The following is a 26,430-nucleotide window of genomic DNA, read 5'->3' on the forward strand; positions in this document are numbered from 1 at the left end:
TACAATCAGGCTAAGGACTCATTCAGTTCCAGCCAATATTGGCCCAGGCCTTTGGTTACATCCATTAGTTGATTAAAATCTATGGGTTTAACTACATAGCTGTTTGCCCCCAGGTCATAGCAACCCTGTAAATCTCTATTTTCCTGAGAGGAGGTTAATATGACTATTGGAATATTTTTTAAAAGCGGGAGTGATTTGATTTCTTTTAGAACTTCCAAGCCTCCCAGTTTGGGCATTTTAAGATCCAGTAAGATAACTTTCGGTAGCGTTTCTTTCCTGGTTTTAAAAAAATCAAGGACCTCTAAACCATCTTTCACCCAGATGAGCTCTGATCTCAGGTAGGGTTTTAAGGCACGGATGATCAGGTTTGCATCATCCTCATTGTCTTCTGCAAGTAGTATGTCAACTTTTTGACTCATCATAGCGAATTGTTTTTTGGAAGTATTACATTGAATGTACTGCCTTTGCCAACTTCACTGTTAAAGGTAATTTTTCCGTCGTGTTTATCAATGATCTTTTTTGACAAAGCCAGACCCACTCCGGCACCCTCAAACTCATCATCCGAATGCAGACGTTGAAAAACTTCAAATATCTTGTGTCCATACCCCGTGTCAAAACCTACCCCATTATCTGTAACGGTTATGGCAACTTCCTTTTCATTCTCATCACCTTGTATTACCACTTTTGGGTGGCGTTCTTTACTACTATATTTTACGGCATTAGAGATGATATTTTGAAATACCTGCATCAGCATGGCTTTATCTCCATTTATCTGGGGAAGTGATTTTGTATCAATCTCAATGTGCTTGAAGTCCGGGTTATGATCGGCTATATTTTGGATGATCTCTGCAGACGAAAAGGTCTTGAACTCGGTTTTTTTGCGGTTTAGCCGACTAAAAGTAAGCAGGTCATCAATGAGCACACCCATTTTTGAAGTATTATACAGGATTCGGTCCAGGTATTTTTTGCCCTCATCATCCAGGTTGTCAGCATAGTCTTCTTTTAATACTGATGAGTAGCCACTGATAGCCCGTAAAGGAGCTCTCAGGTCGTGCGATACGGAGTATGTAAACGTATCCAGTTCTTCGTTAATGCGTTTCAGATTTTTCTCAGCAGTTTTCCTTTGTTCTATTTCTTCTTCCAGCTCTACCGGACTTTTAAAGGATAGTGCAAATGGGAGAGCCTGTCCTAAAGAAATGACTGTCACCCAGCTTACCACGCCTGTCAAAAGTTTAACGAGCCCGCTAAACCGATATATCGGCTCCCAAAAAAGGATAGTCTCAATAAGATGCGTGAATCCGCAAAACAGGATGAAAACGGAAAAAAGGATGAGGTTGTTTTTAAAGGGGACCACCCATTTTTTCTTAAAAAAAATGAACAACAATATGATGGGGATCGATAGGTATGCAGAAAATATGGATAAATCAGAAATGATGTAAAACCATCCTTCAAAATCTGACCAGTAACCACAATTCCACCGCGCCGGGTAATTAGAGGTGTTAAACAGGTTAGTAAGATAACTCACAGGACCATCGACTTCCAGCACTTCCTCTGATTGAGTAGCGCAGGATTTTATGTTTTTTACTAAGGTAGGGTTAGGTTTATGCTCAAAGGGGGTTTCTTCAGGAGTAATGTTGTCAGTACCAAAAGATGAACCCCAAAAACCAACCAGAAACAAAATCAATAACTTTCTCATAGCTGACTTTTTTAGAGGGTAATAGGTAATAAGTACTATATAAATATAACCTTTTAACTTTTGAAGGAAAGTAATGATATCGAAAAATTTAAGAAAATGCCGTTTTTTGTAAGCTATTGAAAGAAATCAAAGAAGTTCCTTCGCTTTTCAAGCTTGAGATCTTGCAGAAGTGCTGATTTAGGACGGATTGTCAGGCTAAACGACTGGTACCTTCCAAAGGGAACCCAGGAAAAATTCAGCGACCAGCAGTGTAAATCTCTGCTCACCCCGATTCGCGTAGTGGCAAAGGCTTTGTTTTTGATATCGTAGCTTGTGTTGTAGGTTATCTGGGTTTTTGATGTTAATCCTAGCGACCCGTTCAGGCTCATGGTATGGGCAGTGATTTCGGGATCCTCCAGTCCGCGTTTTCCCCGGTTGATGCTATATGAAACCCGAAGGGTCCAGGGTAGATTAAAATCCACGTATTCTTCCGGGTTTTGCATGATATATTCTTTTTCTTCTTCTGTGCCAAACTCACTGCCCTGGACAGCATCATTATCCAAACCTCCCCCAGGTCCGCCTCGTTGATTGTTTTGGTCTTGTTGGTCACCCTTTTTGGATTTAGGGGATAGATTAAGACTGATAGCTGTATTTAGACTGTTTAAGGTACCCAGTCCCTGTCCATTGTTCCATGCAAACCGGTTTACCCGCTGCCCACGTTCCGTTCCGTTTTCCGCATAGAGGTAGGGGTCCACATTTCCACTTACCGTTACACTTATTTTGTTTTCAAAAAAACTGGTACGTGCATTCCAACTGATGTTACTGACATTGAAAGAATCCCGTGCAAAGTCATAACCGGAGCTGAAGGACAGGTTGTCAAATATTTTGATCTTTTTAAACTCTTGAGCGGTGTCATTTTTGGTCCGGACTTTCATTTCCAGGTTGTTTGTGAGTGAGAATCCCAGGGTCTTACTTTCTCTTCCGCTCGGGCTTCCATAGGCAAACCCTTCATATTTGGATACTCGATCTTCATTACCCAGTGAGTCTATCACTATGTTTTCGTACACACCATATTTTTCATCTCCAAAATCAGGGTTGTAGCTGAAAGAAATACTCGGGGTAATCACATGGCGGATCGCATCAATTGCATCAATCCCCTTAAAGTAATACATACCATACATCCGGGTATTCATGGAGGCACCCGAACGCCAGCTTCCTGCCCGGCTAAATCCCTCGACTGTATCTACTTTCACACCGCCCAGTTCAGGGTCATATCCACCATTAAAGTCCAGCTCCCTGGTATACCAGACCTCTTCATAATTAAAGCTCGGGCTTATGGTAAAATATTTTAAGAGGTTAAATGAAGTAGAAACCGGGATGGAGTGTCGTCCGCCTATTTTTGCTCGTTTATAGACCTCATCAAGATCGTTGAAGCTAAACTCCAGTGTATCCTGCAATGCATCACTTTCGTTGACCGGGTCAAATGGCAGTCCTGAGCTTCTCAATGGAGCATTGGAAAATTCATTTTTTGCTACAAAATTGTGACTTAAACTTAGCTTGGCCAATGGAGATTTTGAGTTCTTGATCAGTTCTTTGAGTGGATATATACGCTGCATGTTGATGGAGAAATCGGGCAAAGTGATGCTGTATATTCCGGTTTGTACGTTTTGATTATGACGGAAATTTGTAGCCATATTAAACAGGGAACCTATCTTTTGAGAATAGCTCACACTGGAGGTAAACTGAGAATTTATACTTCGCTCATAGTCCTGCTGTACCAGGTTCGTATTGCTGTTGTAAGTAGAGGTACCTGCGGATACCGAGGCGCTAAAACTGGAGTTACCGCGAGTTTCCGGGCGATGGCTCCATCTTACCCAGTAATCATTAGTTTCAAGCGGATTTTCAATGTCATCAGATACACTTTTGGTATAGGAGAGATTTAGAGAGCCATTAAACTTATAACGAACCTTATAATTGGTAATCGCATTTACGGCATGACCACCTTTTGAATAGATATCACCGGTGAGTCTCAGGTCTATATAATCACTAAAAGCAAAATAATAACCACCATCACGAAGAAAGAAACCTCGCCTGTTTTCTTCTCCATAGGATGGAAAAACGATTCCTGAGGATTTTTCCCGTGGCTGGGGAAACATCCCAAAAGGAAACCAAAGCGGGGTGGGGACTTCCCGAAATTTCATGTTGAAAGGACCCGAAACCACTTTATTTCCAGGGATTACTTTCAGCTTGCTGGATTCTATGAAAAAGTGAGGGTCCGAGAGGTTACATGTAGTGTATTTCGCCCCACGGATGAATAACTCATCATCCTCATTTTTTTTCACATCCTCTCCATGCATAAAGGCGCCGTCCTGCTCAGTTATCACCCCTTTAATGATTGCACGTTCGGTGGAGAAATTATATGTAATATCGTCAGTTTCGTAAACGTCACTTTGCTGGGAAAAGACGGGCTTACCCTTTTTTCTGCCAAGCGTATCCAGTGTATATTGTGCCTTTATCGTTCTCTTTTCCCAGTTTATGCTGGTTTCTTCTGCTTCCAGTGACATCTTGCCATAATCTATGTGTGTTTCACCATATAGAAATAGCTTCTGGTGCTCCAGATCAAAGATCATGGAGTCTCTGGCATTGTAGTTGATGGTGGTTTCTATATCATTTTTCCTGCTGGCTATCTTTGAGGAGTCTTTTTTTAGGGTGTCCTGTGACAATAACAGGCTGTCAGGAGTAGTTGTTGTAGGGAGTGAATCACTTAAAATTACAGCAGTGGAGTCTTGATTGCCCAGGAGTTGGTCTGTTCCCAGAAAGTTGAACTCAGGGTTAGCTACCACCACAGTATCTTGTGTAGATTGAGTGGACATGCTATCAACTTGAGCGATCACCCGAATGGAAAGAAATAGAAAAAACAGAACAGTGCCGAAACTCCTCAAGCCCGCAGATTTTATTTATAGATGAAAAATTTACAATTTTGCGTAAAATTATCGGATTTTAGTATATAACCGAGAAGCCGTGAGAAATATTGCGATACCTTTTTGCATTTGTGTCTTATTGATATTAGGCTCTTTTCACACGGTGGGTGTAAGGAGCTACAAAATAGACAAGGTTGTGATTGATCCGGGACACGGTGGCAAGGACCCCGGCACCCACGGGGCTATTTCTGAAGAAAAGGACGTTGCCCTTGATATTGCCCTGGAGCTGGGAAGGGTCATAAAAGAAAACCTGCCTGACGTTGAGGTCGTATTTACGCGTAAGGATGACAGCTTCCCACAGCTGCATGAGCGGGCCGACGTGGCAAATCAACTTGATGCTGATCTTTTTATTTCTATCCATGCCAACTGGATAAGTAATCCCAGGGTCCATGGTACGGAATCCTACGTAATGGGTATTGATAAGCTGGAGAAAAATTTTCAAATAGCAAAACGTGAAAACTCGGTAATTCTTCTCGAGGAAAATGAAGAAGATCAGTATGATGGATTTGACCCAAACTCGCCCGAGTCTTACATTTTATTTTCACTTTATCAGAGTGCTTATCAGCAAAACAGTCTCAGGCTTGCCCAAAACATCGAATCACAGATGAAAAATCGGGTAGGACGGTACAGTCGTGGCGTCAAATCAGCTCCTTTTTTGGTTTTGTGGCGAACATCCATGCCTAGTGTTTTGTTTGAAGTAGGTTATCTTAGTAACACAAAAGAAGAAAAGGACCTGAATGACCGCCTGAATCAAGTCTATATCGCCTCGGGAATCTTCAGGGCTTTTCGTGATTACAAGGAAGAACTGGAATCAATGAACTAACTTTTTGGCATGTCAAAAGAATTCAAAGTAGGACTAATAGCCCTGGTAAGCGGAGTTTTATTGTATTATGGATTTAACTACTTAAAAGGGATAGACTTTCTTTCACCTACCAACAAATATTACGCTGTATATGAAAATGTAGATGGACTGGTCAAGTCTAATCCGGTGATTGTCAATGGATTTGCTGTAGGGAGAGTCAGTCAGATCAGGTTGTTACAGAACAACGGCAATCTGATCCTGGTGCAGATGGATATTGATGAAAGCATTGTGCTGAGTGATTCTACGGAAGCAAGACTTGAAAACACCGATCTGCTGGGGAGTAAGGGAATAGTGTTGAATTTAGGAGAATTGAATGGGGTAAGGAAGTTGAAGCCGGGAGATACCATTCGCTCCTACCTGGACCCCGGCTTGAGTAAAATTTTTGATTCCGTTGACCCGGTAGCCAACAACCTGAATACAACCATCACCCGGATCAATGAAATTTTGCTGGGACTGAAAGGCAGTGGAGAGATTATCACCGAAACCCTGGCTGAAGTAAAGATCACTACCCAGGGAGTGAATGAGATGATCGCACAAAACAAAGCGGAGATTGCCAAGATCACTGCCAGAACAGCTGTGATGATCGAAAAGTTGAATGATAAGCTTGATAAAATAGATCCGATCCTCAGTAAAACAGGTGGCGTTCTGGATTCTTTAAACAATCTGAAAATCAACGAAACCCTGATGTCTGTAAAGTCGACTGTTGATAATCTCAATCAAACTATCACCGCACTGCAAAATCCGGATGCAACCCTGGGCAAACTAATGACGAGTGATTCGCTTTATAACAATCTGAATCAAACCATAACAGACCTTGATAAGCTTCTGATCCATATGGATCAATATCCAAAGCACTTCTTTGCACCACTTGGCAAGAAGCACGAAAAAGTAATGAAGGATCTGGAAAGAGATAAGGATAAATAACGTTTAACATCCATACACCCCAACCCCAAAAATGGATTTGAAATTTAACCAAAACGAAGATTCAAGTAAACAGCTCGTCTCTGACCTCCGTGAAAAGCTGGAGAAAGTTTATCTGGGAGGAGGCAAGAAAAAGATAGAGAAGCATCACGAGAAAGGCAAGCTAACCGCCAGAGAGCGCATTGCTTACCTGGTGGACTCTATGGAGGATTTTCTGGAAGTAGGTGCCCTTGCCGCTGATGGCATGTATGAAGAGCTTGGCGGGTGTCCTTCCGCAGGTGTTGTTACAGGAATTGGCGATGTTTCTGGTCGTAAGTGTGTAATTGTGGCAAATGATGCCACTGTGAAAGCCGGGGCCTGGTTTCCCATGACCGCAAAAAAGAATCTCAGAGCCCAGGAAATAGCTATTGAAAATAAGCTGCCTATCATCTACCTGGTAGATAGTGCCGGGGTTTTCCTGCCGATGCAGGACGAAATTTTTCCGGATAAAGAACATTTCGGGAGGCAGTTCAGAAACAATGCCGTGATGTCCTCAGAGGGCATTATTCAGGTGGCAGCAATTATGGGCAGTTGTGTCGCCGGAGGGGCTTACCTGCCTATCATGGCGGATGAGGCTATGATCGTTGATAAGACTGGATCCATTTTCCTGGCAGGAAGCTATCTCGTAAAAGCTGCTATAGGGGAGGATGTAGATAACGAAACACTGGGAGGAGCAACCACACATTGTGAAATTTCCGGAGTTACAGATAATAAATATCCGGGAGATAGGGAATGTCTGGATGCCATTAAACGAATTTTTAAACGCATAGGCGAACCGCAAACTGCCGGATTTAACCGAATAAAACCTGCCCCTCCCAGGTTAGATCCTGATGAGATCCACGGGCATTTTCCGGTAGATCGTAATCAGCCCTTTGATATGCTGGAAATTATTCATCGGTTGGTTGACAACTCTGAGTTTGAGCAGTACAAGGAGCTTTATGGAAAAACATTGCTGTGTGGCTATGCACGAATAGATGGATGGAGCGTAGGTATTGTAGCTAATCAGCGTAAGGTAGTGAAAACTAAAAGTGGCCTGGGCCCCGGTGAAATGCAGATGGGAGGGGTTATCTACAGTGACTCAGCGGATAAGGCTGCTCGGTTTATCATGAACTGTAATCAGCGTAAGATCCCGTTGGTTTTCCTTCATGATGTGAATGGGTTTATGGTGGGCAGCCGGTCTGAACATGGCGGTATCATCAAAGATGGAGCAAAAATGGTAAATGCCGTCTCCAATTCCGTAGTTCCGAAATTCAGCTTTATTTTGGGAGCTTCTTATGGTGCCGGCAACTACGCCATGTGTGGCAAGGCTTATGATCCGAGATTGATTTATGCATGGCCTACAGCTCAGATTGCAGTGATGAGCGGAAAGTCTGCTGCTAAAACCCTGCTTCAAATAAAAGTGTCTGCCTTAAAGGCTAAAGGAAAAGAGCTGTCCGAGGAAGATCAGCAAAAGATGCTGGATGAAATTAAGGCTTCATATGATGAGAAGCTGAGTCCCTATTATGCCGCTTCCAGGTTATGGGTGGACGGTATTATTGACCCGCTGGAAACCCGGAAGGTGATATCCACGGGAATAGCAGCGGCTAATCATGCACCCATTGAAAAGCAAATGAATGTAGGGGTGATCCAGACATAGGTGTTGATTTAGTTTATCTCGAAAAATTAAATGTGTAAATGAAATGTTTGCATTCTTGGGTTTGTTTTTTTTATAAAACCAATAAACCAATAAACCAATAAACCAATAAACCAATAAACCAATAAACCAATAAACCAATAAACCAATAAACCAATAAACCAATAAACCAATACCTTTCACATCTGGGAAGAATTGTTAAATTAGATTTTTTAAATCAACAGAGGAGGAGTTTAGATTGATAAAGGACAGTGAACTTAAGGCGTTAGTTACACTTTTAGAGGATGAAGATGAAGAAGTGGTCTCTCATGTGGAGAAGCGCCTCATGGAGATCGGTACAGGCATCATCCCGCTGTTAGAGCAGGAGTGGGAGACTAACTTTAACCCTTTGATCCAGAGGAGGATTGAAGATCTGATCCATACATTACAGTTTGAGCTGTTTCAGGAAAGGCTGATTGACTGGAAAGAAAATCGCCAGGACGATCTGCTGGAAGGCCTATGGCTGGTGGCTACCTATCAGTACCCTGACCTTGACCTGGAAGAATTAACCCAGCAGGTTCATCAGCTATATGTGGAAGTCTGGAGAGAGTTTAGAGATGACCTGTCACCGTTTGATCAGGTGAGAACCATTAATAGTGTCATATTCAATAAATTTAAATTCAGAGCTAACACTAAAAACTTTCATTCTCCGGCTAACAGTATGATTAATGCAGTGTTGGAGTCTAAAAAAGGAAACCCGATTTCGCTTTGCTCTGTGTATTTGCTGATTGCTAAAAAGCTGGACCTGCCGATTTACGGGGTAAACCTTCCGAATCTTTTCATTCTTACATACAAGAGTGAAATAATGGATTTTTATATCAATGCATTTAATAAAGGGTTAATTTTTTCCAAGGACGACATTCATAATTACCTGGATCACCTCAATATTCCCCCACAAGAGGGCTTTTATGAACCTTGCTCTCACCTGGACATAATTCTGAGATCATTAAGGAACCTGGTTGTCTCTTTTGAAAAGCTCGGAGACTACTATAAGTCTGATGAAATCAAGATGGTGCTTAAAAAACTTGATGATCAATACACAGGCTTTGAGTAAAGGATATGTTTCACAAGCTATAAGCTAAGAAATAATTCTTTACAGCTTCATAATGAATACGGTATTGGCTTTCTGCCTGGTCTTTATGAATGATGCCTAACAGTACGGAATCGGATTCAAACTCTATAGAAGTTTCATCTTTCATACTGAGCTTTTTACGGCCATAAATCTTGTAGAGCACTTCTTTGCCACACCAGATGGCACAAAGTTTGTCAAGGTCACCTTCATACATTTTTTCACTTTCATTGATAAACTTGTGCTGGAGGGTTATGAGTTTCTGCCTTTTTCTTTCCAGATCAATTCCACACGGCTTATTCAGGTGGATCATTGCAGCTGCCATGGGAAAGGAATGGGATATAGAGATCTCTACATTATGGCCTTTTAGCAGGGGTTTGCCGGTTTCATGTGACTCTATTCCGTGGTATTGCAGGTCAAAGAGCGCACAGAGATTGCGGACCAGCACTCGCCCCACGATCCATTCAGCAAGCCTCGTGGGGTGCAAGTCAGGCGGATGTGGTTCTGTAAGCAAGCTCACCAATGTTTGATTGGTTTCCTGGATATTCCATACTGCATATGCAGAATACGGACTTATTGGTTTGGATAATAGCAGTGGCATTAATTATTCTGTCATCCTATGCTTAATTTTACCCCAATATATTGATAATGAGTACAATTGAAGTAAAAAAAATAGACACCTTAACAGGTCACAAAGATTGCTTATATACGCTGGAAAAGTACAACGATCATCAGTTCTTTTCTGCCGGAGGAGATGGAATGGTGGTTATATGGGATCTGAAAGCCCCTGAAACAGGTCAGATGATCGTGAAGGTGCCTTCTTCCGTATATGCCTTATCCTATGAGCCAAAAAGGGATCTTTTAGTTGTTGGACAGAATTTTAATGGCATCCATCTGGTAGATGTGAATGAAAAGAAGGAGGTGGGCTCCTTAGCATTGACTGATGCAGCTGTTTTTGACATTCAGGCTACTGATGAGGCCATTTATGTAGGCACAGGCGCTGGGGAGGTTTTCAAGATAAGCTGGGATCTTCAGATACTTCATAAGGCCAAACTGAGCGAAGTAAGCGCCAGGACCATTGCAGTGAAAAGTGACCGAAAAGAAGTGGCTGTTGGTTTTAGTGACCATTACATTAGGGTGCTTGATGATCGGCTGGAAGTAAAAAAAGAGTTTAAAGCACACGATATCTCAGTTTTTACGTTGGGTTATCATCCACAGCTCCCTTTGCTGGTGAGCGGTAGCAGAGATGCCCGGATTAAATTTTGGGATATTGATAATGATTACCATCTTGTGGAAGAGATCGTAGGGCATATGTATGCCATCAATCATCTTGATTTTAGCCCTGATGGCCTGCATTTTGTAACTTGCAGCATGGATAAGTCCATAAAAGTATGGGATTCACATGAGTTTCGACTGTTAAAAGTGATAGACAAAGCACGGCATGCAGGGCATGCTACCTCGGTGAATAAGTTGCTGTGGATGAATTATCATAATTGGTTAGTATCTTGTAGTGACGATCGCACTGTTTCCATATGGGACATTAATTTTGTAAAGTAAAATGAAGATTACTCCACTAGAAATAAGGCAGAAAAACTTCGAGAAGAAGTTGAGAGGCTATGATAAGGATGAGGTGAGTGCCTTTTTGATGTCGCTTTCCAATGAATGGGAACGAGTGCTTGATGACAACAAGGAACTAAAAATCAAGCTTGATCAGGCAGAAAAGGAAGTCAAAAAGCTCCGTGAGGTAGAAAGTTCGCTTTTTAAAACACTGAAAACAGCCGAAGATACCGGAGCGAACCTCGTAGACCAGGCTAACAAGGCTGCCGAACTTCACATGAAAGAAACACAGATGAATGCAGAGGCACTCATGAGTGAAGCAAAATCCAAAGCCAAAAACATTATAGAAAAATCCGAATTAGAGGCCAGGCAGATTATTGAAGAAATGCAGGACGCAATAAAAGACCTGGAGCAAAACTTTAAGACCCTTGAGAATCATCGTGACAATATTATTCTTGAGCTGAAAAACCTCTCTGAAGACATTCACGATAGAATAAACAGGGCCAACAAGCAAAAAAACATAACTTTTAAGCTGGAAGATCATACCAAAAGGGTAAAAGCGCTGGTCAGGGAATCTGAAGAACGAATCAGCAGGGAAGATACTACAATTCCGCGAGGCAAAGTCTCAAAAGCCCCCACACCGGAAGTGCCTAAACCTAAAAGAGCCACCAGGGAAGAATCTGTATCTACTGAAAAAGAAGGAGGCGGGTCTTTCTTTGATGAATTAGAATAGTAATGGGAGTGGTTTCATTAGAAGGTATGGAGTTTTACGCTCGACACGGGTATTATGAAGAAGAGCGTAAAATTGGCAACAAATACAGTGTAGATGTACACCTTACGCTTGATTTTGATCATGCAGCTATGGATGATAAGCTGGAAGGTACGGTAAACTACGAAAAGGTTTATGAGCTGGTAGCTGAAGTAATGAGTATAGATGCTTTACTACTGGAACACCTGGCTGGTAAAATGGTCAGACAACTGCGGGAGACGTTTTCCCAGGTGAAAGAGGTGGAAGTAAAAATCAGTAAATATAATCCTCCGATAAAAGGACTCTGTCACAGAGCTTCGGTTACACTGAAGGGTTAAATTACTTTGGCCAGTAAAACAAGTACTACTGCAAGGCTCATCAGAATGCCATAAACCTTGTAAAACCTCGCTTTTGCCTCTTTTTTGGTCAGAGGATTAGAATAGTTTACTTTCTTTTTTTCAAGTATATAGTCCATAATTTTAGCTGGTTAAAGCTTAATTAAAATTTAATGTACGTATTGATCTTGAGAAGGATTCAATCACTTACAATACAATATTAGCGGATAATAAAGAGGTGTTTATGAGAGAAAAACCTGTTTTTAGAATTTAAGTGATTGCCCTATTCCCTAACGTTTTTCACGTAGGTGAATCACCTATTGAGTGGGTTTTGTTTCTTTTTGCGGGTCTATGAAAACAAATCCCCTGGCATCAGCTCCTTCATAAAAGTCAATTTCTTTGCCTACGAGAAACATAGTCTCCTTCTTCCGGATATAAACCTGAATGCCGTCTACTTCGTAATGGATGTCATCCTCTTTTTTCTTATCAAAACCCAGGACGAATGATACACCACATCCACCACCTTTTACTCCTACTCGCAGCCCATAACCCTCGGGGATGTTCTTATGCTCGATGATATTCCTGATTTCTTCTTTCGCCTTGTTAGTAATCTGAACGAGCTCTATCATATCGCCAAAGAAAATACTTAATTTTGAAATTACACTGATCAATAAAACACATATAAAATGGAGATGGTTTATGACCTGCTGAAAATTACGATACCCGGAGTATTGGTACTCTATGCGGCTTATCTGCTAGTCAGGTCTATGTTGCAAAAGCAGCTGGATGAATACATGTTATCAGTTCGGCACAAAAATCAGGAGATTGTGTTGCCGGTGAGGCTCCAGGCTTATGAGCGGATTTGCCTTTTACTTGAGCGGATCAGTCCCAATAATGTTGTCCCTAAGGTCAATAAGAAGGAGATGACTGCCCGGGACCTGCAGCATGCCCTGGTAAATGAGATCAGGAGTGAGTATAATCATAATCTTTCACAGCAGGTATACATGTCAAATGATGCCTGGCTATATGTATCCAGTGCAGTGGAGCAGTTGATCTCGACGATCAATGAAGCCGGAAATGAACTGGATGAAAAAGCAACAGGCCTTGACCTGGCAAGGAAGATTTTTGAGAAAAATGTTCAGAATGAGCAGGATACCATTCGGGGAGCATTGACGTTTGTAAAAAACGAAATCAAAGAGTTATTTTGAAGAAATGGCGAATAAACGAGCAGATAAAATTCTTACAAGGGCAAAAGAGGCTGTCACCAATAATGAAAAGGTTAAGAACCTTTTACACGAGGTGAAAACCAAAATTGATAAAATCAATAACGATTCTGAAGAGCGCTCGTCATTTGTGCATCAGCTGCAGATTATTATTCGAATGATCAAAGCACACTTCCATGGCGAATACCGAGCCTTCTCGGCCTCTACCATTTTTACTTTGGTTTTCGCCCTGGTGTACTTTATTACACCTGTAGACCTCATTCCTGACTTTATCCCGCTACTGGGCCTGACGGATGATATTTCTTTGGTGTACATGATCATTCGCTCCTTGGCAGAAGACATCTCCCGGTTCAAAGCCTGGGAGGAAGCGACATAATTTTTTAACTTACCCAGTTATGAGTAAATATACAGCATTAATTGTCGGCGCTACAGGGTTGGTTGGCAGAGAGTTGGTCCGCCTTTTATTGGAAAAAAGCTATTATGAAAAAGTAAAGGTGCTTGCTCGTCGTAAATTAGAAATTGAAAATGACCGGTTGGAGCAGGTCATTTTAGAGGATTTCAGTTTGCTTGATCAATGTAAAAATGAAATTTCCGCTAATGATTTTTACTGCGCTTTAGGAACAACCATTAAAAAAGCGGGGTCAAAAGGGAATTTTGAAAAAGTGGACCTTCATTATCCGCTGAGGCTGGCACAGATTGCGAAATCCTCGCCTGAGTTTGAGCAATTTCTGATAGTAACGGCTGCCGGATCCAATGCCTCATCACCACTTTTTTACAATAAAGTAAAGGGAAGAGTAGAGGAAGATCTGAAACGGCTTGAATTACCGAGCCTCAAAATATTTCGACCCTCGCTGCTGCTGGGTGATCGGGATGAGTTTCGCCTGGGGGAGTCAATAGGTAAGGTTTTGAGTAGTGTTCTGACCTTTTTTATGGTTGGGTCTAAAGCAGGGATGTTTTCAATTCACGCAAAAGATGTAGCCAAAGCGATGTACCTCAGTGCGATGGAGCGCCATAAAGGATTAAGAATTTACCAATCAAGTAAAATGGTAAAGCTTTCTAAATCTGCGGGAATTTGATTGCTGTAATACAAAAAGTTGCAAATTCATCAGTTACAATTTCAGGGGAGACAAGATCTTCTATCGGTCCGGGGTTGATGATCCTTTTGGGCATAGAGGATGCGGATAGCCAGGAGGACATTCAGTGGTTGGCTAAAAAGATTGTAAACCTTCGCATCTTTACTGATAATGATGGTAAAATGAATCATAGCCTGCTCGATGTAAAGGGCGAGCTTTTGGTAGTGAGTCAGTTTACCCTTCATGCCAGTACAAAGAAAGGAAATAGGCCTTCTTACATTAAGGCTTCTAAGCCGGACCATGCCATTCCTATGTACGAAAACTTCGTAAAGGAGCTTGAAACTTACGGCCAACCGGTTAAAACAGGTGAGTTTGGAGCAGACATGCAGGTATCGCTTGTAAATAATGGGCCTGTGACTATTATCATTGATACAAAAAACAAACAATAATCTTCAATGTCGTTTAGTTAAGCTCCACTTGTCCCTCTCTCGGAGAGGGTGGAGGGAGAGGATTCAAGAAGTTTGCTAAACTAAAACGACATTACAATAATCCTTTTAGTTTATACTTCAGGATTGATAGTTCTTTGGCTACCTTTGCAGACTTTTAATCAGGTATGAAGCACATTCGGAATTTCTGCATTATCGCTCACATAGATCACGGGAAAAGTACCCTTGCGGATCGACTCATCCAGTCGACACAGACCGTTTCTGATCGGGATATGCACGCACAGCTTTTGGACGATATGGATTTGGAGCGCGAGAGAGGGATCACCATCAAAAGTCACGCGATCCAGATGTACTACCCCCATGAAGGCACGGAGTATACCCTCAACCTGATCGATACACCCGGTCATGTTGATTTCTCCTATGAGGTATCACGGTCCATAGCAGCTTGTGAAGGCGCTCTGCTGGTAGTGGATGCAGCTCAGGGTATTGAGGCTCAAACCATTTCCAACCTTTACCTGGCCCTGGAGCATGACCTGGAGGTTATCCCTGTTTTAAATAAGATTGATTTGCCGGGAGCTATGGTCGAAGAGGTATCTGATCAGATCATTGATCTGATAGGCTGTGACCGTGGAGACATCATTCATGCAAGCGCTAAAGAGGGAATAGGAATTGAAGATATTTTAAAATCCATTGTTAGCAGGATATCGGCCCCTAAGGGTGATGCGGATGAGCCATTACAGGCCATGATCTTTGATTCCGTATTTAATCCTTATCGTGGGATTGAGGTCTTTTTCAGAGTTTTTAATGGTACCCTGAAAAAGGGGGACCATGTAAAATTTGTTAATACCGGCAAAACTTATGAAGCTGACGAGATTGGTGTTTTGCGACTCCAGCATGATCCCAAGGACCAAATTTCCGCTGGCAATGTGGGATACCTGATCTCCGGTATCAAAGTAGCCAAAGAGGTGAAAGTGGGTGACACCATTACCCATGTAAAACGTCCTACCAATCGCCAGGTAAGAGGATTTGAGGATGTAAAGCCGATGGTTTTTGCCGGGATATATCCTGTAGAGACCAGTGAGTTTGAGGAGCTGCGAGCTTCTATGGAAAAACTTCAGCTCAACGATGCTTCACTGGTTTGGGAGCCTGAAACTTCGGCAGCCCTGGGCTTTGGCTTTCGCTGTGGTTTCCTGGGTATGCTGCATATGGAGATCGTCCAGGAGCGATTGGAGCGGGAGTTTGATATGACTGTGATCACCACAGTTCCATCCGTGCAATTTCACGCTGTCAATGAAGATGGGTCCATTAAAAAGGTCAGTGCACCATCGGAGCTTCCGGAAGCGAATCTTATATCTCATATTGAGGAGCCTTATATCCGGGCTCAGATTATTACCAAGTCCGAGTTTATAGGACCTGTAATCGCTCTCTGTATGGACAAGCGGGGCGAGATCAAAAACCAGGTCTACCTCACGTCAGATAGGGTTGAGTTGACTTTTGAGCTGCCGCTTGCCGAGATCGTTTTCGACTTTTTTGACCGACTGAAAACCCTTTCAAGAGGGTATGCTTCCCTGGATTATGAGTTGATTGGCTATCGCCAGTCTAACATGGTGAAACTGGACATCATGCTTAATGGAGACAAAGTGGATGCACTCTCAGCGATTGTCCACCGGGAGAAAGCTTATGAATGGGGCAAACGTCTTTGCGAAAAGCTGCGGGAACTATTGCCACGCCAAATGTTTGAGATCGCTATCCAAGCTGCTATAGGTCAGAAAGTTATCGCCCGTGAGACAGTGAAAGCGATGCGTAAAAACGTGATAGCGAAATGCTATGGAGGTGATATATCCAGGAAACGAAAACTTTTAGAAAAACAGAAAAAAGGTAAGAAACGCATGCGCCAGGTAGGTAATGTAGAGATCCCACAGGAAGCGTTCATGGCCGTATTGAAGTTGGATAGTTAATTTTTGTCAGAAGATTGATACAGGAAGATGGAAGCAATAAAATCAGTTTCAAATTTGAAAAGCTAAGGATTTGGAAAGATTCTATGGAGCTTGCGGATGACATATATTCTTTGACAAAAAGTTTTCCAAACAGTGAAAATTACAATTTATTCTATTTACGGTGTTTTAACCTGATGAACAGTATAATTGCTTTTAGAGATAAACTGAAATGAGTACAGAAAATACTTCCAACTCCCGACCCCCTACTTCCAACAAGGGTGTGCAAATTCTGGATGGCAGAAAAATTTCATCAGATATCAAAAATGAGATATCAGATAGTGTCAGAGAACTACAGGAAAAGGGGCTGCGCCCCCCTAACCTGGCTATAATCATTGTAGGAGATGATGGAGCAAGCCATACCTATGTGGATGGGAAAATCAGAGCATGTAAGTCTGTTGGCTTTGATTTTACCCTCATGCACTTTGCCAGCACGATTTCTGAGGAGAAGCTGATAAAACATGTAGAAAATCTAAATGACGATGAGGATATCGATGGCTTTATCGTGCAGCTACCATTACCTGATCATATCTCGGTAGTAAAGGTAACCGAGAGCATAAAGCCGGAAAAAGATGTGGACGGTTTTACAAACCAAAATTTTGGGAGTATCGTTTCTAAAAGCCCACTGATATTGCCAGCGACTCCTTTTGGGATAATGGAGCTGCTCAGGAGATACAAAATCGAAACAGAAGGCAAAGATTGCGTGGTAGTAGGGGCGAGTCGTCTGGTGGGAGCTCCGCTGAGTATGATGATGCTGGAAGATGGAAAAGCGACAGTGACTGTTTGCCATAAATACACCCAAGACCTGGCCTCTCATACCCGTAAGGCAGATATACTGGTAGTTGCCGTTGGCAAACCCGGATTAATTACGGAAGACATGGTGAAAGAAGGAGCTATAATAGTAGATGTTGGAACTACACGTATTGAAGACGCATCCAAAAAATCAGGGTTTAGGCTTGCTGGTGATGTTGACTATGCCAACGTATCTGAAAAATGCTCGTATATTACCCCTGTACCAGGTGGTGTGGGGCCAATGACCATAGCTTCTCTATTGTTGAATACATTGAGGGCCTATGAACAGCAACATGGAACTTAAAGAGGCCATAAGTCAAAAATCACTTCCTTTGATGGAGTCTTTCCTAACCATCCAGGGAGAAGGGTTTCATACAGGAAAATCAGCTTACTTTATTCGGTTGGGCGGTTGCGATGTGGGATGTGTATGGTGTGATGTGAAAGAATCCTGGGATGCTGATGCACATCCGCAGATGCCTATTAGTGAAATGACATCTGTAGCAAAAAGATCCGGAGCTGAAATAGTTGTTGTCACTGGGGGAGAACCGTTGATGTATGATTTGGGCCTATTTACGGAAAACCTTCAGCTTTCCGGTCTGAAAACGCACGTTGAAACATCGGGTGCACACCCCCTCTCAGGAAAATGGGATTGGATCTGTTTTTCTCCTAAGAAATTCAAAGCTCCAAAGGAAGAATTCTATGAAGCGGCAGATGAGCTGAAAATTATTGTTTATAATAAATCCGATTTTGCCTGGGCTGAAGAACACGCTAAAAAAATGAACAAAGAAGCAGAGTTATTCCTCCAGCCGGAATGGTCCAGAAAAGACCAGATGCTGCCACTTATTGTGGAATATGTAAAGAAAAATCCCAAATGGAGAATATCTTTACAGACACACAAGTACCTTGATATTCCCTGATGAGCATCAGAGCTACATATTTTTTTCTTCTTTTTTTTCTCCTCTCACATTTTCTATGCGCACAATATGAACCAAAATCAGGAGCGGTAAAGCTTGTGGAAAAAGCTGATAAGGCAGCTAAAGAAAGAGACTTCCATGAGGCCAAAGAATATTTAAAAAAGGCCATTAGAAAAGATGACAGATATGGACAGGCATACCTGAACCTCGCTGGAATTTATAACCTGTTTAGAGATAAGGATTCTGCTTTTATCTATTATGAGCAGTATGTAAATAAGGTACCTAAGGAGGAAGTAAAGGAGCATATATGGGTTCGATTAGCCGGGATCTATTTTGAGAACGGTGAGTACGAAAAGGCCAGTGAAACAATAAGTAATGCAGGTGACCCACCGAGATTACTAGTTGAAAGCATCGACTTCTCCCTATCTTCAATTGCCAATGGTGTGTCTCTAAGCATCGAGGAATTGCCAAAAGCAATCAACCAATATCAAATGCAGTATTTTCCTGCACTTACCGTAGATGAAAATGTTATTTTTTATACAAAAAGAGCTGGTACCGGAAGGGGGTCGGATGAAGACATTGTAGTGAGTTTCAAAATCAATGGGGAATGGATCCCGGCACAATCCTTATCAAAGGAGGTGAACACACCCTATAATGAAGGTGCGTGCTCGATTTCAGCTGATGGAAAAACGCTCATATTTGCCGCTTGTGAAGGGAGACCAACCTTCGGGAGTTGCGATCTTTTCATTACATACAGACAGGGCAATAAATGGGCAGAACCTGAAAACCTGGGTTCTAAAGTGAATTCTCCATATTGGGATTCTCAACCAGCATTGAGTTCAGATGGGAGGACCCTCTATTTTTCTTCTAACCGACCTGGAGGGAAAGGTGCGCGGGACCTTTGGGTGACGAGATACAATGGGCTTATCTGGACAATTCCCGTAAACCTTGGACCCAACATCAATACCCCTGGTGATGAAACTACACCCTTTATTCATGCAAACAACGATTTATTATTCTTCTCTTCTAATGGTCGACCTGGCTTAGGTGGATACGACCTCCACGTATCTGAAAGAAATAAAAATAAATGGCGGGAAGCACGGAATCTCGGACATCCGATCAATACCACTAATGATGAGCTTTCACTATTTGTAAATTCGTCAGGGAGCACAGCCTATTATGCAATAGAAGCTACCAATGATGGGATTACCGAAACCAAAATCGTGAAATTTCCCATTCCTTCGGATACACTTGTAAAGCAAAAGTCGAGTTATATTACCGGGCGTGTTGAGGATGCGGTAACAGGCGATCCGATAGGGGCGACCTTTAAGATGGTAAACCTGGAAGACACAGCGGATGTGTACAGGGTACGGTCAGACTCAATAAATGGTCAGTATTATCTTGTTCTAACATCTGGTAAAGAATACTCAGTTTTTATTACCAAGGAGAACTATCTTTTTGAGGATCTAAGGTTCCTGGCGGAAGAAAACACGAACCTGGAACCAGATACCATTGATATAAAATTACATCCCATTGTCAATGGCCAGTCGGTGACATTGGAAAACATCTACTTTGATTTTGATGATTACACCTTAAGGGATCGATCTGAAACAGAACTACTCGATATAGCAGAATTTATAAAGAAGAACCCTGGAAAAAAATTCAGGATAGAGGGCCATACCGACAATCAGGGAAGCTCTGCTTACAATCTTGAACTATCCGAAAAGCGTGCTAAATCAGTTTACGATTTCTTAATATCCAATGGGGTGTCTGGCTCCAGTATTTCTTATAAAGGTTTTGGTGACCAAAAGCCAGCCTATTCCAATAAAACGGAATCCGGCCGCAAAAAGAACAGAAGAATAACATTTTCTGTAATTGATTAATGAAAAATCTTAAAAATATTATATCTCGGGCGCCAAAATTTTAATTGTCAATAAGAATTAACTATAAATTTTTATTTGGTGATTTTGCCGGGTGTACATTTTTTCAAAATTTTTTCCTGTAAAATGTTGTTTTAGCAATTCTTTCACTTTTTGTTTTGCATTTTTTTAATGAATTAAGGTGTTGTTTAATATGATGAAATTGTTATAAATTTAATGTGAAACATAATTTTTAATTTAAACAGTATAATATGAAGAGGATTCTACTACTCAGCTTCATGTTCATATGTATTCTATCATATGGAGCATGGGCTCAGCGAACCGTTTCCGGGACAATCACCGATGATTCTGGTGAATCAATCCCGGGAGTTAACGTAGTTCTCAAGGGGACTACTACCGGTACCACCTCAGATCTAGATGGTAATTATCGTTTAGAAGTTCCTGAAGAGGGCGGTACGTTGGTTATTTCATTTATTGGACTAGCAACACAGGAGATTGAGATTGGAGCTAGGTCAGTAATTGATGTAGAAATGCAATCCGGTGTTCAGGAACTTACCGAAGTAGTTGTTACTGGAGTTGCTGTTGGAACTTCAACCAAGAAGCTAGGTTTTTCAGTAGGGAAAGTGAATGAAGAACAACTTCAGAAGGTTCCGGCTGTTGATCCGGGAAATGCCTTAAGAGGTAAGACGGCTGGAGTTACTATTGTTCAGCCATCCGGTAATCCTACAACTGCTCCTTCAATCAGGTTGAGAGGCTCAACAAATCTGTTAGGAAGTCAAAGTCCATTAATTATCGTTGATGGTGTTATTACGGATGGATCTCTTGCTGATATTAATATGGAGGATGTGGCTTCACTGGAAGTGGTTAAGGGTGCAGCGGCATCATCTCTTTACGGGTCCTTGGCAGGTAATGGTGTTGTTCATATAATTACTAAGAGGGGTCAGGGCAATAAGAAACCATTAATTACTTTGAGGCAGGAATTTGGTTATTCTGATTTAGCGCGCAAGTATCCGGTTGCTTCAAAGCATTTTTATCAGTTAGATGCGAATGGTGACTTTATTCTCTCACCTGGAGGGCAACTTACTGAAGATGTTGCTGATCCGGATGGAAGAATGGATAATCCATATCCTATTAGTTTTGACAATCAAGAGGCATTAATTACTGAACAACCATGGAGTACAACATCAGCTTCTATATCAGGTACTGATGAGGCCTTTAACTACTATGTATCTTATCAGAAACTTAAGCAGGAAGGTATATTAAAAGGAATTCCGAAGTATGATAGGAATTCATTCAAGGCAAACATGGATATTTTGCCTATTGATAAACTGAAAATTTCTACCACTGTTAACTATATACAATCTTCCGGACCAAATGTAACAGAACAAGGTCAGGGGTCTTCGAACATGTTCTTCTCTATCTTAACGATTCCTCAGTATGTGAATTTAGCTCAGAAGGATGAGAATGGGGATTATTTGGCAGCGCCGGATCGAATAAGGTACTTTGATGGAAATTTCGATTATGCTCCTTTATACTTTACTCATAATGTAGATTTTAGCTTGGAGAAAGAAAGGTTAATTGGAGGTGTTAATTTGGACTACAAAGCTACAGACTGGCTAACACTTCAAGCAGGCTATTCGATAGATACTAGAAATGAAAAAAGCACATTTTATCGACCTAAGGGTTTTGAAAGTTTAGAGCCTAACCCCGGCCTAAATAATGGCTTTATAAGCATTGGGTCTTTTAAAAAGTATACTAGAATAGCTAATGCATCAGCTATTTTCCAAAAGAAATTTGGAGATTTCCAAACAGCTCTTACTTTGAAGTATTTGTATGAGGACAGAGGTTACAATGGGGAGTCTGCTAGCTCACAAGATTTCGCTGCCCTGGGTGTGAAAAACTTGCAAAATGGAGCTCAGCCAAATTACTCGATCTCTAGTTTCAATCAGCCTGAAAAAGCAGAAAACTTCTTTGTGAACCTTGACCTTGACTACCAGGACAAAATCATGGTGAGTGGTTTGATTCGTCGTGATGGATCTTCTTTGTTTGGTGAAGATAACAGATATAGATACTATTACCGAGGTTCATTAGCATACCGAATATCGGAGGATTTTGATATTCCGAACGTTGATGAATTGAAGGTCCGAGCATCCTATGGTACATCAGGACAGCGACCATCAATTTGGGCAGCACAGTACGAAACATTTGCTGTATCACAGTCTGGTATTGTAGGACGGAACCTTGGCAACAAAGATTTACAACCATCGGTTGTGAAGGAGTTAGAATTGGGTGTTAATTCTACATTATTTCAGCGAGTAAATTTTGAGTTCAATTACTCTAAATCTGATGTTACAGATGATGTCCTTAGAATCCCTTTATCTCCAGCAACTGGATACTCATTTAGATATGATAATGTGGCAGACCTTGAGTCTACTGCTTGGGAGGCAATGATTTCTGCCACTGTTATGCAGCAGGGAGATTTTACTTGGGATATTAATGCAAACTGGTCAACCAACGAAACTATTGTAACAGGGATGGGGGATGTTGCTCCATTTACGAGATCAACAGATACAGCCATTCCTATTTTTAGAGTTGAACCAGGAGAGCCGTATGGAACCATTTATGGACGTAAGATTGTAACAAGCTTTGATCAACTAGTTACAGATGAAAATGGTATTGTTCTAAACGATCCATGGACAAGATCTGGTGGTGAAGGTGCTACAATCGACGACTACATTCTTAATGAGGATGGTTATGTGGTTAGAAAACAGTTTTACAACACAGCAAATGAGAACGTGATGTTCGTGGGGGATTCAACTGGTGCTCCGGTTGATCAAAGAATTGGAGATACCAACCCGGATTTTGTAGTAGGTTTTGGTAATACTTTTTCTTATAAAGGTTTGTCTCTTTATGTTCTATTTGATTATCAATATGGAGCTGACATCTACAACTATACTAAGCAATTATTGTACTTTAATTACAGACATGAAGATCAAGTGAAGTATGGTGAAGCTGGGAAGAATAAGAATTATTCCGGCCCAAGTAGTCTTATTTACTACGGACAGGGAGCAACTTCACACTTTGTTGAAGACGGAACCTTCCTTAAGGTGAGGGAAATCTCATTATCCTACAGCATAGATGGTAGCCAATTAGGCGCCATTGGCAATGTTATCCAGAGTGCAAGGTTGGCGCTTTCTGGTAGAAATATGTTTACATTCACTAATTATTCTGGATGGGATCCGGAGGTTGCGCTAGGTGATAACCCAACAAACTTTAGGGTTGATGAATATTCTTATCCGAATTTCAGAACCTACACTGCTTCCCTACAACTTAAATTTTAATATTCTATGAAAAGATTAAGTTATATATTAATTCCAGCCCTACTATGGCTGAGTAGCTGTGCTGATTTGGAAGTTGAAAATGAATTAGCACCTGATGCGGAACGTGCATTAGCAAATCCAAGCGATCTTATAAGCTTGATTGGAGGAGCCGCTGGTGATGTCTTTTATGATCAAATGGCATTATCAAATAATCATTATGATTTACAAAGTGATCTGTTGACGACCACAAACAATGCTTATGGTTTTTGGCACGTATGTGATCAACCAAGACGGGAGATTGTTAATAATACCGGATATGCTGAATATGAAACATATATACAGCCTAGCTGGGATCTTAACATTACTGCTATAACCAATGTTACCTCTGTAGTAAAAGCTGTTAGAGACAATGGAGTTGTTTTAACAAATGATGACGGTGAGGATGTGACAGATGAAGTTTTAGCTTTGGGTTATCTTGTTAGAGGTGTTGCTCATGGAGCCATTGCAATGGTTTATGACAGGGGTTACGCTATCAATGAAGATACAGAGTTAACTACGTTGGAACTGGTTGATTACAAAACAGTAATGGCTGAAGGTATTGCATCCATTGAAAGTGCTTTGGCGCTATTGGATGGAGGTAATGTGTCTCAGGTTGAGTTTTACCCACAGGCTGGAGTTGTTTTTACTCCAGACGAGTTTAGAAAATTGTGTAACTCATATGCTGCTAGGTTATCTTTAGGTGTCGCTAGAAATTCTGCAGATGCAGCTGAACTAGATTATGCTAAGATCAAAAGTTACGCTGAAAAAGGCATCACTTCAGATTTTATTGTTACAACTGATGGTTCGACATTGGCTGCTGAAGGGATTGCTTTTATGGGTTTTGTGGTAGGCTCAGGCAGCCCTCCTGCAGAGTACATCCCTGTTGATCAGATGATTTCCTGGTTATTCGATCCTGAAAATCAACCTGCTGATTATCCTTCAAGTGGTATTTTGCCAAAAGCATCGACTAGTGATGCTAGGCTGGATATGTATTACTATTATACCGAAGATTTTGGATTCTTGAATGCTTCGAGAAATAGAGCTATGTTTTCTAATCTAAATTACCAGAGATATCCGGATTTGGTAGATATTGGAACTTATGCTGGGACACCAGTACCTTTTATGTTAACATCTGAGATGACCTATATTATAGCAGAATGTGAATGGCAGATGGGTAACAATGCAGCTGCTCTTCAGCTTATTAATAATGGTCCAAGGTCTACAGTTGGTGGTCTTCCGGCAGCTACAGACAATAGCGATGAATCTATCAAGAATCTATTGTTTTACGAAAACTCTATTGAAACAGCGCATCATGGTAAGGCAATTCACTGGGCTTTTATGAGAAGACATAATTTGCTTCAAACAGGAACCCCACTACACTGGGCCGTACCGGCTAGAGAACTAGAGATTCAAACCGAACCATTATATACTTATGGAAGTCCATCAAGAGCGGATGGTGTTAATACTTCAGATGGTAGTGGTTCTTGGAACGGAAACTAAAAATATAGATTATGAAAAAATTACTTTATTTAAATACGATGGTAGGGGTGATTTTCCTCCTTTCATCATGTGATCCTGATGCAGTTGATTTTGAATCTGTAAATGTGGAGTCTATAGATAGCGTATTCTTTGAAATGAGTGGTCCAAGTTCAGCTGTAGCCTCTGGACAGACAGCGTCTAGATATGAGTCAACTCCCAGATATGGCTCTACATATGAGTGGACAGTAACAGGAGCAGAAGCGGGAATCAATCCAACAGCGTCTACTGATGCTGTTGTGGATATTCTATGGGCAAACTCTGAAGTAGACCAATCGGCAACTGTCACTGTGACTGAGACAACAGCTTATGGAATTACTTCAACCAGAGAAATAGCTGTTAGTTTAGGGGCTTATTGCGCATATGACATCTCCAATTTAGAAGGTGTTTTAGGTGGAATCGAATACGATTTGACCTACGGTAGTAAAGGTGCTACAGATTATGGTGGAGATTATGAGAGTATCGCAGATTTCACCCTTGTAGATGAAACTACTTTTGAAATAGATGATTTAAGTGTGAATTGGATGGAAGGCTTCTGGGCTGAGACTATAACAAGTCAGAATACAGTCACTATGACAGTAGATGACATTGGTTTGTATGCTGAAATTGCGGAGCAACCATACCTTGAAACATTGTATGATGGTGATCCTTATTCCTATACTATCTCTGGTAGTGGGGTGATTAATGGATGTACTGGAGAATTGACAATTAATTATGAGTTATGTGTTAATACTGGTTCGTGTTACCCATTCGAGTTGGTAACACCACTACCATAATTAGAAATACTTATATGAAAAAGGCTGTTTGTTTGAAACGACAGCCTTTTTTTTACCTTAAAGGTTAAAAGCATGAAAAATGGTATTCTATATTTATTAATCTTCTATGGTTCAATCCCATTATTTTTCTCATGTTCAGAAGTTGATTCAAACGATTCAACTCCGGATGTAGAAGAGGTGGTATTCAATTTCAGTAGCTATGACTATGAGATTAAAGAGAATGACTGGATAAGAATTGACACAATACTGTTTGTCCATACTGAGTATCAGTCAAAGATATCATCTTTTCTTCATCATGGTGATTCAACTTTTATTCCGGGACATAGAATGTGGGTAGCTAAAAATGGGGAAAATATAATGACTACCCGGATAGGAGGCATGCCAATAGTTGATGCTATTAAAACCCACCTTCAGTCAATCAAAACTCCAAAAGGGAAAAACATTTATAAAATCAGTACTGAACCAATTCTACCGGGAAAAATAATAATTTCAAGGTTCGATGAAAGAAGCGTAAAAATTGAGTCTTCAAATACTGATTATCTAAAAATGCAAGAGAAAACTAGGTGACTGCAGGTAGA

General features: G+C 41.2%; 25 protein-coding genes. 19 read left to right on the forward strand and 6 right to left on the reverse strand.

Annotated features, from left to right (window positions below):
- Positions 1–5: 5 nt before the first annotated feature.
- The 3 genes from AC3E9V_RS04925 to AC3E9V_RS04935 form a co-directional block, all read right to left on the reverse strand.
- Positions 6–422, reverse strand: a complete 417-nt coding sequence (locus AC3E9V_RS04925; RefSeq protein WP_488752078.1) for a response regulator — start codon at positions 420–422, stop codon at positions 6–8.
- Positions 419–1,696 carry a sensor histidine kinase gene (locus tag AC3E9V_RS04930; RefSeq protein WP_488752079.1) on the reverse strand — a complete coding sequence of 426 codons (1,278 nt, stop codon included), beginning with the start codon at positions 1,694–1,696 and terminating at the stop codon, positions 419–421. Before AC3E9V_RS04930 ends, AC3E9V_RS04925 begins: the two co-directional genes overlap by 4 nt.
- A 113-nt stretch (positions 1,697–1,809) precedes the next feature.
- Positions 1,810–4,548, reverse strand: a complete 2,739-nt coding sequence (locus AC3E9V_RS04935; protein WP_488752080.1) for a putative LPS assembly protein LptD — start codon at positions 4,546–4,548, stop codon at positions 1,810–1,812.
- 148 nt (positions 4,549–4,696) lie between these two features.
- Here AC3E9V_RS04935 and AC3E9V_RS04940 point away from each other — a divergent pair, with 148 nt between their 5' ends.
- The 4 genes from AC3E9V_RS04940 (at position 4,697) to AC3E9V_RS04955 (ending at position 9,204) form a co-directional block, all read left to right on the forward strand.
- Positions 4,697–5,479 carry an N-acetylmuramoyl-L-alanine amidase family protein gene (locus tag AC3E9V_RS04940; protein ID WP_488752081.1) on the forward strand — a complete coding sequence of 261 codons (783 nt, stop codon included), beginning with the start codon at positions 4,697–4,699 and terminating at the stop codon, positions 5,477–5,479.
- Between the two features lie 9 nt (positions 5,480–5,488).
- On the forward strand, positions 5,489–6,442 hold the full coding sequence (locus AC3E9V_RS04945) for an MlaD family protein (RefSeq protein ID WP_488752082.1): 954 nt from the start codon (positions 5,489–5,491) through the stop codon (positions 6,440–6,442).
- A gap of 31 nt (positions 6,443–6,473) precedes the next feature.
- Entirely contained in the window at positions 6,474–8,114 is a 1,641-nt protein-coding gene (locus AC3E9V_RS04950) for an acyl-CoA carboxylase subunit beta (RefSeq protein ID WP_488752083.1), read from the forward strand.
- 235 nt (positions 8,115–8,349) lie between these two features.
- Entirely contained in the window at positions 8,350–9,204 is an 855-nt protein-coding gene (locus AC3E9V_RS04955) for a transglutaminase-like domain-containing protein (RefSeq protein ID WP_488752084.1), read from the forward strand.
- Positions 9,205–9,214: 10 nt separating this feature from the next.
- Here AC3E9V_RS04955 and AC3E9V_RS04960 read toward each other — a convergent pair whose 3' ends face one another.
- A complete protein-coding gene (locus AC3E9V_RS04960; RefSeq protein ID WP_488752085.1) occupies positions 9,215–9,820 on the reverse strand; it encodes a 4'-phosphopantetheinyl transferase family protein in 606 nt (201 codons plus the stop codon).
- A gap of 47 nt (positions 9,821–9,867) precedes the next feature.
- On the opposite strand from AC3E9V_RS04960, the gene AC3E9V_RS04965 reads away from it, so the two are divergent.
- The 3 genes from AC3E9V_RS04965 to folB are packed head-to-tail and all read left to right on the forward strand — an operon-like array spanning position 9,868 to position 11,862.
- Positions 9,868–10,776 carry a WD40 repeat domain-containing protein gene (locus AC3E9V_RS04965; protein WP_488752086.1) on the forward strand — a complete coding sequence of 303 codons (909 nt, stop codon included), beginning with the start codon at positions 9,868–9,870 and terminating at the stop codon, positions 10,774–10,776.
- 1 nt (position 10,777) lies between these two features.
- Entirely contained in the window at positions 10,778–11,509 is a 732-nt protein-coding gene (locus AC3E9V_RS04970) for a DivIVA domain-containing protein (RefSeq protein ID WP_488752087.1), read from the forward strand.
- Positions 11,510–11,511: 2 nt separating this feature from the next.
- Positions 11,512–11,862, forward strand: a complete 351-nt coding sequence (gene folB, locus AC3E9V_RS04975; RefSeq protein ID WP_488752088.1) for a dihydroneopterin aldolase — start codon at positions 11,512–11,514, stop codon at positions 11,860–11,862.
- Here the strand turns inward: folB and AC3E9V_RS04980 are convergent.
- Together AC3E9V_RS04980 and AC3E9V_RS04985 are read right to left on the reverse strand one after the other, a co-directional pair.
- Positions 11,859–11,999: a hypothetical protein gene (locus AC3E9V_RS04980; protein WP_488752089.1), complete on the reverse strand. Its 141-nt coding sequence runs from the start codon at positions 11,997–11,999 to the stop codon at positions 11,859–11,861. The genes folB and AC3E9V_RS04980 overlap by 4 nt on opposite strands.
- A 177-nt stretch (positions 12,000–12,176) precedes the next feature.
- Positions 12,177–12,530: a HesB/IscA family protein gene (locus AC3E9V_RS04985; protein WP_488752090.1), complete on the reverse strand. Its 354-nt coding sequence runs from the start codon at positions 12,528–12,530 to the stop codon at positions 12,177–12,179.
- Positions 12,531–12,545: 15 nt separating this feature from the next.
- Between AC3E9V_RS04985 and AC3E9V_RS04990 the strand changes: the two genes are divergently transcribed.
- From AC3E9V_RS04990 to AC3E9V_RS05045, 12 genes are all read left to right on the forward strand, one after another.
- Positions 12,546–13,067: a DUF7935 family protein gene (locus AC3E9V_RS04990; protein WP_488752091.1), complete on the forward strand. Its 522-nt coding sequence runs from the start codon at positions 12,546–12,548 to the stop codon at positions 13,065–13,067.
- A 4-nt stretch (positions 13,068–13,071) separates the two neighbouring features.
- Complete coding sequence (locus tag AC3E9V_RS04995) at positions 13,072–13,458, forward strand: YkvA family protein (protein ID WP_488752092.1); 387 nt, start codon at positions 13,072–13,074, stop codon at positions 13,456–13,458.
- A 19-nt stretch (positions 13,459–13,477) separates the two neighbouring features.
- On the forward strand, positions 13,478–14,158 hold the full coding sequence (locus AC3E9V_RS05000; RefSeq protein WP_488752093.1) for an NAD-dependent epimerase/dehydratase family protein: 681 nt from the start codon (positions 13,478–13,480) through the stop codon (positions 14,156–14,158).
- Positions 14,155–14,604: a D-aminoacyl-tRNA deacylase gene (dtd, locus tag AC3E9V_RS05005; protein WP_488752094.1), complete on the forward strand. Its 450-nt coding sequence runs from the start codon at positions 14,155–14,157 to the stop codon at positions 14,602–14,604. The genes AC3E9V_RS05000 and dtd overlap by 4 nt, the downstream gene beginning before the upstream one ends.
- 164 nt (positions 14,605–14,768) lie before the next feature.
- Entirely contained in the window at positions 14,769–16,559 is a 1,791-nt protein-coding gene (lepA, locus tag AC3E9V_RS05010; protein ID WP_488752095.1) for a translation elongation factor 4, read from the forward strand.
- A 208-nt stretch (positions 16,560–16,767) separates the two neighbouring features.
- A complete protein-coding gene (locus AC3E9V_RS05015; protein ID WP_488752096.1) occupies positions 16,768–17,691 on the forward strand; it encodes a bifunctional 5,10-methylenetetrahydrofolate dehydrogenase/5,10-methenyltetrahydrofolate cyclohydrolase in 924 nt (307 codons plus the stop codon).
- Positions 17,669–18,304: a 7-carboxy-7-deazaguanine synthase QueE gene (locus AC3E9V_RS05020; RefSeq protein WP_488752097.1), complete on the forward strand. Its 636-nt coding sequence runs from the start codon at positions 17,669–17,671 to the stop codon at positions 18,302–18,304. Before AC3E9V_RS05015 ends, AC3E9V_RS05020 begins: the two co-directional genes overlap by 23 nt.
- Positions 18,304–20,184, forward strand: a complete 1,881-nt coding sequence (locus AC3E9V_RS05025; RefSeq protein WP_488752098.1) for an OmpA family protein — start codon at positions 18,304–18,306, stop codon at positions 20,182–20,184. Before AC3E9V_RS05020 ends, AC3E9V_RS05025 begins: the two co-directional genes overlap by 1 nt.
- A gap of 248 nt (positions 20,185–20,432) precedes the next feature.
- Positions 20,433–23,522, forward strand: coding sequence for a SusC/RagA family TonB-linked outer membrane protein (locus tag AC3E9V_RS05030; protein WP_488752099.1), 3,090 nt, complete (start codon positions 20,433–20,435; stop codon positions 23,520–23,522).
- 6 nt (positions 23,523–23,528) lie between these two features.
- The gene (locus AC3E9V_RS05035) at positions 23,529–25,040 is read left to right on the forward strand and encodes a hypothetical protein (RefSeq protein ID WP_488752100.1); all 1,512 of its coding nucleotides are present in this window, start codon (positions 23,529–23,531) and stop codon (positions 25,038–25,040) included.
- An 11-nt stretch (positions 25,041–25,051) separates the two neighbouring features.
- Positions 25,052–25,852 (forward strand): hypothetical protein, encoded by an 801-nt coding sequence (locus AC3E9V_RS05040; RefSeq protein ID WP_488752101.1) that lies wholly within the window; start codon positions 25,052–25,054, stop codon positions 25,850–25,852.
- A gap of 72 nt (positions 25,853–25,924) precedes the next feature.
- Complete coding sequence (locus AC3E9V_RS05045; RefSeq protein WP_488752102.1) at positions 25,925–26,419, forward strand: hypothetical protein; 495 nt, start codon at positions 25,925–25,927, stop codon at positions 26,417–26,419.
- The last annotated feature ends 11 nt before the right edge of the window (positions 26,420–26,430 follow it).

Source organism: Marinoscillum sp. HNIBRBA16962, assembly GCF_057801515.1.